The 6,376-nt window shown below is 71.7% G+C and carries 6 protein-coding genes and 1 riboswitch; of the genes, 3 read left to right on the forward strand and 3 right to left on the reverse strand.

The genetic code is table 11. The features are described from left to right. Positions 1 to 128: 128 nt before the first annotated feature. On the forward strand, positions 129 to 500 hold the full coding sequence (locus tag VN520_RS38660) for an alpha/beta fold hydrolase (RefSeq protein WP_325751633.1): 372 nt from the start codon (positions 129 to 131) through the stop codon (positions 498 to 500). Here the strand turns inward: VN520_RS38660 and VN520_RS38665 are convergent. Then, on the reverse strand, positions 497 to 859 hold the full coding sequence (locus VN520_RS38665; protein ID WP_325751634.1) for a hypothetical protein: 363 nt from the start codon (positions 857 to 859) through the stop codon (positions 497 to 499). The two genes, VN520_RS38660 and VN520_RS38665, sit on opposite strands and share 4 nt — an antisense overlap. A gap of 533 nt (positions 860 to 1,392) precedes the next feature. Further along, complete coding sequence (locus VN520_RS38670) at positions 1,393 to 3,444, reverse strand: S8 family serine peptidase (protein WP_325751635.1); 2,052 nt, start codon at positions 3,442 to 3,444, stop codon at positions 1,393 to 1,395. A gap of 532 nt (positions 3,445 to 3,976) precedes the next feature. Here VN520_RS38670 and VN520_RS38675 point away from each other — a divergent pair. After that, positions 3,977 to 4,831, forward strand: a complete 855-nt coding sequence (locus VN520_RS38675; protein WP_325751636.1) for an SDR family oxidoreductase — start codon at positions 3,977 to 3,979, stop codon at positions 4,829 to 4,831. A 7-nt stretch (positions 4,832 to 4,838) separates the two neighbouring features. Here the strand turns inward: VN520_RS38675 and VN520_RS38680 are convergent, their stop codons facing one another. Further along, entirely contained in the window at positions 4,839 to 5,297 is a 459-nt protein-coding gene (locus tag VN520_RS38680) for a hypothetical protein (RefSeq protein ID WP_325751637.1), read from the reverse strand. Positions 5,298 to 5,631: 334 nt separating this feature from the next. Beyond that, positions 5,632 to 5,780, forward strand: a riboswitch (cyclic di-AMP (ydaO/yuaA leader). A gap of 301 nt (positions 5,781 to 6,081) precedes the next feature. Here VN520_RS38680 and VN520_RS38685 point away from each other — a divergent pair. After that, a partial coding sequence (locus VN520_RS38685) for a hypothetical protein (protein WP_325751638.1) occupies positions 6,082 to 6,376 on the forward strand: 295 nt, incomplete at its 3' end.

A 6,376-nucleotide genomic window follows, 5' to 3' on the forward strand; every position in this document is an offset into this window, starting at 1 on the left:
GCGGCGTCCCCTTCCTCGTCACCGGGGACAGCGCGGAGATGCTCCGGCACGCGCGCACGCTCGGCCTCGCCGACGCGCAGCAGCAGGGCTGACCGCCGCGGGGACGCGCGTGTTGCAGCGTGCGGGCCGTGCCTCCTGGACTGCACGTGCGCCGCGGCGGCGACGGCCCGAGCTCCTGCTGCCTGCACGGCCTCGGCGCCGACGCCGACGTGTGGGAGCCGCTGCTGCCGCACGTGCAGGACCGCTGGCAGTGGACGACGGTCGACCTCCCGGGCCACGGCTCCTCGGCGCCGCTGCCCCGTTACTCCTTCGGCGCCCTCGCCTCCGCGGTCGCTCCCGCCGTCGACCCCGGACAGCCCGTGGTGGTCCTCGGCCACAGCCTCGGCGGCGTGGTCGCGCTCGCCCTCGGCTCCGGCTGGTACGGGGTGGAGGTCCGCGCCGTGGCGCTCGGCAGCAAGGTCGTGTGGACGCCGAGGCGCTGGCCCGGGCCCGCGGCCTAGCCGAGCGGCCCGTGACGGTCCTCCACGACCGGGAGCAGGCCGTCGAGCGCGCCCTGAAGGTGGCCGGGCTGGCCGGCCTCGTGGTCCGGGCGCTTCCCCACGTAGCTGACGCCTACTCCCAGGCACCCTCGGCCCGGCGACTGCCTCGGCGTGCAGCAGGCGTCACTTCGCTGGGGCGGGAGGGTGACCACCGCTCGCGGCACACGCACGCACTGGGCGCTGACGGCTGCCAGTGCCGCGATGGTGTCGTCTGCGGGCTGCGGTGCGATGAAACGGTGGGAGGGCTCGATGGCGTAGCCGCGGTCCGGGACTGCCCCTTCTCGGATCATGGAGCTTGGCTTGGAGCCGGACGGGTCCATGCAGGTTCCTCCGGGTGCCTACCCGGTCGGCTGGTATGACGGCAGCCCCACACCCGGTGGGCTCGGGCCCGCTGTCCTGGCCGGTGACGTCGACTGGGAGGGCGAACCGGGAGCCTGCTACGGGCTACGGGAGCTGCGTCCCGGGGACACCGTCGTCGTCGACCGCGCCGATGTGGGTTCGAGCCCCACCCGCCCCACGAGGCAATACGCGGGTAGCGGAGCCCGCACAGCGCTCCCGCGTGACGCCTTGGACCTCCTCGTCACCATGGTCAGGTCGAACAGCCCCACTCCCGGGACGCGGATCCGTCGCGCCGGGTGGGCCCGTGCGCTCGGCCCCGTGCTCCGCGGCCAGGGGCGCGGAACCAGCAGTGAATGTCTCCGCCGGCCGCGGAGCAAGTGCCAGCAGCTCCACGGGGCCGGTCCGCCGTCCCGGGGTCAGGTCATGAACGGAGCCCGGACGAACCCGCCCCCAGAACAGCGGCGTAGCTCAGCCTGCGGGTGGAGGGAACCCGAGGCGGGGCTCCCGCTACTCATCATCTGATTCTCCAGGCATACGCGTACGGCTGTGCGAAGGCGGTGATCCGGAAGGCTCGGATCGTGATCTCGGCCGGACCCGGCGGCATGCCGGTCCATACGATCTTCTCGACGTTGTTCTGTCGATCGAAGCTCGCGGACGATGCCACGTTGCCGTGCCTCTCCTCCCCGTTGGCCGCACGAACGATCAGATCGAGGTCGTTCTGCAGCGTCTCGCCAGGAGGGTCCGTCCACACCAGCGTGATGGTCAATGTCACGCCCGCCGCTGCGGATGTCCCAGGCCGCGTGGCGTCGTCGCTGGTGACGCCCGCCGAGGGGCGCTCAGGGATGTCGATCGTGATGGTGTCCTCATCACCCTGGCTCAACGGCCCCCCTTCCCCGAAGTCGGCGTCGGGGTCGGCGCCCGGGAGGATGACCGCCGCCGCCAAGTCGACCCGGCCGAACCCCGAGTTGTTGTTCGGGGACCGGCCCGCCTCTGAGGGGGCGTACTGCCCGGGCAACTCCACGGCGCCGTTGATCAGCAACGCCTTGAGGAGAGCGGCGCTCGGAGTTGGGATGCCGTTGTCCACGAGGGTCTGCCGCAGGACGGCAACGCATCCGGCCACGAGAGGCGTCGCCATGCTCGTTCCACTCAGGAAGGAGAGCAACGGGTCGCTCGACACTCCGAAGACTGTCGGTGGAACCGCGACATCACGGGAGAGTGCGGAGAGGATGCATGAACCAGGAGCGACGACGTCCGGCTTGATCCGCCCTTCCCGCGTCGGACCTCGACTACTGAAGGCGACGAGGCCGTCGGGGTCATCGGCCTGGCGATCGGAGCTGATCGGATCAGCGGGATAGTCGGCCGGCCAGTACTGGCCATAGGTGGGCGTGAAGCGCGGACGACTGCTCTCGCTGGCGCCCACCGTGATGCAGTTCTTGGCTGCCGATTCGGAGCCGATCGAGCCGGCATCGACGACGCCGTTGCTGTTGCCGTCGGTCCCACTGTTGCCGGCCGCCCAGCAGATCGCCATGTCCGGATGGGTCCAGACGAAGTCGTCGATCTCTCTGGAGCTCGCGTCGTACGGCAGACCCGGTATCGAGGTTCCCCACGAGTTGGTGTGGACGCGGGCGCCGTCGTGCTCATAGGGCGGCCCGAACAGGTCGAGGAGGTCGATGGGGATGCCACCGAGGCCGCCGGAGTCGTCCAGGAGTGACTGGAGGACGAGTGTGGCCTCGGGCGCGGTCCCCTCGATGGCTCCACCCATCGTGTTCGAGGTGCCGTCCCCGAGCACAGATCCGGCGACGTGTGTGCCGTGCCCGTCCGGGTCGTTGGCCCGGTCCGGATTGACCCGACCCAGTGCGTAGAGCCTGGCGACACGCCCGGCGAAGGCTGGGTGCACGTCCGAGGTGGACCCTCGGTCGAGGCCGGTGTCGGCTACGGCGACGGTCTGGCCACGGCCCCGGTACGGCGTGCCGTTGACGACGACATCGGCGTTCAAGATCGGGCGTGCGACGTTGTTGAACAGTTGCCTCCTCGGGACCGCCTCGACGTGGTGCACCTCGTCGAGGGCCACCAGGTCATCGAGTTGGCCCATCTCGGCGGTCACCCGCACCTTGCGACGCGCCGTCCGCAGGTCGTCAGCGGTGCGGTGCACCGCTGCGGCGATGCGCCCCTTCACCTCTGCCGAGCCGGCGTCGACGTCGTCGTGCAGCACGATGTCGACCTCTCGGAGCTCGCGGGAGGGGGGCCGGGGTACGGACGTCGGGAGGACCGACGCGGTGACCTCGGGCGCAGCCGGGCGTAGTGACGGCGGGATCTTGAACGCTCTGAGATAGACGTCGGCCCAGACCACGAAAGGCAGGGCCCGGACGGCGGAGAGGTCGCTGGGGCGGTATCCGCACAGGTAGGTGTTCTCGGAGACGTACTCGTGGATCACGACGCCGAGAGCGATCAGCTGGGCCCTCTGTTCGTCCGTCAGCACGCCCTGCGTCTGGATGAGGATGTAGTTCGACCGAGACGCATCCTCGGATGTCAGCCCCGCCGCTCCCAGGGCAGTGGCCTGAGCCACAGGATCCATTGACACACCATTGATCGTGATCCGCGCCATGTCGCTGCCTCCAGACGTCGTGGTGCCGCGAGCAGGTCGAAGTCGGTGTCATGGGTTGACGGGACCCTGCATCGCAGGATGCCGCTTCGGACCTCCCGTGACGGATGGTGGAGGACCCTCGTCACGCCGGCGTCACCGCATCAGCGCGGTTGGCAGGTGCCCCGGATGACCACGACGCACTGTATGCCGCCGGTCGAGTGACCCGAACGGGCCGGCCGGACCGTCGGCAGGACGCGCGGTCCACCCCGCAGCAGGGCCCGACCGGGTCACCAGGGTCGGGACGGCGTTGCTCCGCTCGGTGACGTGTCGTCGTCGCCTCCACGGGTGGGCCGCGGAGCACCCGGCAGGGTCCCTGGACCTCGAGACGGACCCGGGCCAGATGGTGGACGGCCGTACCGGCCCGACGCGGCCGCTGAAACGCCCCACGCTCTCCGGGTCGGCGGTTCGAGCGCCACCTGGGCGCCCTCCGCGTCGGGCCCACAAAGATGGTGCGGTGCGCAACGACCGACCGACCGTCCTCATCACCGGGTGCTCCTCGGGCCTCGGCCTCGAGACCGCCGTCGAGCTCGCCGGCCGAGGCTGGCAGGTGGTCGCGTCGATGCGCGACCCCGCACGGCGGACAGCACTGGACGACCGCACCCGCGCCGCCGGGCTCGAGCCCCTCGACGTGGTCGAGCTCGACGTGGCCGACGCGGAGTCGTCCTCGCATGGGGTGAAGGAGGCGCTGGAGCTGACCGGCGGCCGCCTCGACGCCCTGGTCAACAACGCAGGCACGGCCAGTGGCGGCGCTTTCGAGGACACCGACGAGGACGAATGGCGGCGGGTGCTGGACACCAACCTCATCGGCGCACTGCGGCTGACCCAACTCGTCCTGCCGGTGATGCGGCGGCAGCGGTCGGGGCGGCTGGTCCTCGTCTCCAGCGACTCGGCGCGCTACGGCAACCCCGGGCTGTCGCTGTACTGCGCCTCCAAGTGGGCCCTCGAGGGATGGGCCGAGTCGCTGGCGTACGAGGTGGAGCCCCTCGGCGTGCGGGTGACGCTGGTCGAGCCCGGCAACTACGACACCGCGATCTGGACGACGACGCCGCGCATCACCCCACCGGGCAGCGCCTACACCGGCATGTCGACGATCGTGGCGCGCTACGTCGAGCAGCAGCACCTCCCGCACTCACGCGACCCCCGCGAGGTGGCGCAGGCCGTCGCCCGCGTCCTGACCGCGCGCCGGCCGGCCTTCCGCGTGCCGGTCGGCCCGGACGCCCGGGTCGCCGCCGTCCTCGCGCGGCTCCCCTACCGCCTCACCTCGGTCGCCGTCCGCCGGGTCACCGGCCTGCACCGCTGGCGCCCCTGACCGTCGGTCAGTCGGCGCCCGACAGGGCCGTACGCACCAGCTCCGCGACCTTCTGCTCCACCGCGGGGCTCCACCGCGTGAGCGCGAACGACACCGGCCACAGGTCGCCGTCGTCGAGGTGGGCCGGGTCCTGGAACTCCAGGGTCGAGTAGCGCTGGCTGAACTTGCCCGCGTTCTTGAGCGCGAACACGACCTTGCCCTCGGCGTTGGCGTAGGCCGGCATGCCGTACCAGGTCTTCGGTGCCAGGTCAGGGGCGGCTGCGGTCGCCGTCACGTGCACGCGCTCGGCGAGGGCCCGGTCCTCCGGCGTCATCTTCGCGATGGCGTCGAGGAGCGCCTGCAGCCCGTCGGCCCGCTTGGCGCCGCTCTTCCCCTCGGCGCGCAGCTCGGTAGCGCGCTGCTTCATCGCGGCTCGCTCCTGCGGGCTGAAGCCGCCTGCCCAGGTCGTGGTGGTCTCCGTGGACATCCTCGTCACGCCTCTCCGGTCGGGCCTCCATGTGGTGCGGGCCGGTCGAGAAGAGGCTAGGACCGCCCGCGTCGTCCGGACTTCTCGATTCCTGACGGGTCGGCCACCCGCCGGAGCCTGATCGGGAACTGCCGAGTTCTTTTTTTCTCGTCCGCGCGAGGAGCGTCTACGCGGCCGTGACCAGTCCACATACCAGACCCGACCGGCGCGGCGAGTGCTCAGTACCTGACAAGCGGCCACCTCCCGCGTTGTCATCGGTCAACAGTGGCCCTACGGTTCGGTCGTCCGGTCGGTCGTCTCAGCCCCATCCCGGGGAACCTGGCCGGATGCCGCCGAATCTCGCCCGCCACGGTGGGCGCGAGCCGGGGACCCAACCGTGCAATGGGGTGAATCCCGTCCGCCGAGCCCGTGCTCGGCCGGGTGGGTAGGGCTCTCCCCGCCCGAACCCGTCAGCTGACTCGGTAGGCGGCCATGGGAGAACGGAGAGCCACCGCCGGGTGCGCCCACGGGCCATCCAGTGCCCCGCGAACCGCCGCCAGCGACATCGCGACGCCTCGCCACGCACCTGAGCCGGCACAGCCACCGCGGCACACCCCCTCCTCTCGGGGCCTCCCCGCGTCGAACCGGACCGCACCGACCTGATCTGGGTCACCGCGCGCTCCGGTGGGTGCCGCACGCCCGGCTGCCGGCCGGCCGTCCATCCGGACGTGAACCGATGCACACGCCGCACAGGAGCCGTACCGACGAGGGACGGCCCGCGGCCCTCCACCAGGAGTTTCTCTCCATGCACATGAACAACCAGCACACCGCCCTGCCGGACGACCGCCGAACCGGCGTCCGCGCCCGCACGCTGCGTGGGGTGGCCGTCGGGGCCTTCTCCATCGCGTTCGCCCTGGGAGGCCAGTCGGTCGCCCTGGCCGACGACGGCAACCGTTGGGGCGACAGCAACGGGAGCCACTGGGACGGCGACGGCCAGGGGCGCTGGTCCGGCGAGGGGGCTGCGCCTGCGGCACCGGCACCTGCACCGGCGGCCGCACCGGCGGCTGCGCCCGCGGCCGCACCCGCGGCCGTCGCGGTCG

This window comes from Streptomyces sp. (assembly GCF_035563135.1).
Taxonomy (GTDB): domain Bacteria; phylum Actinomycetota; class Actinomycetes; order Streptomycetales; family Streptomycetaceae; genus Streptomyces.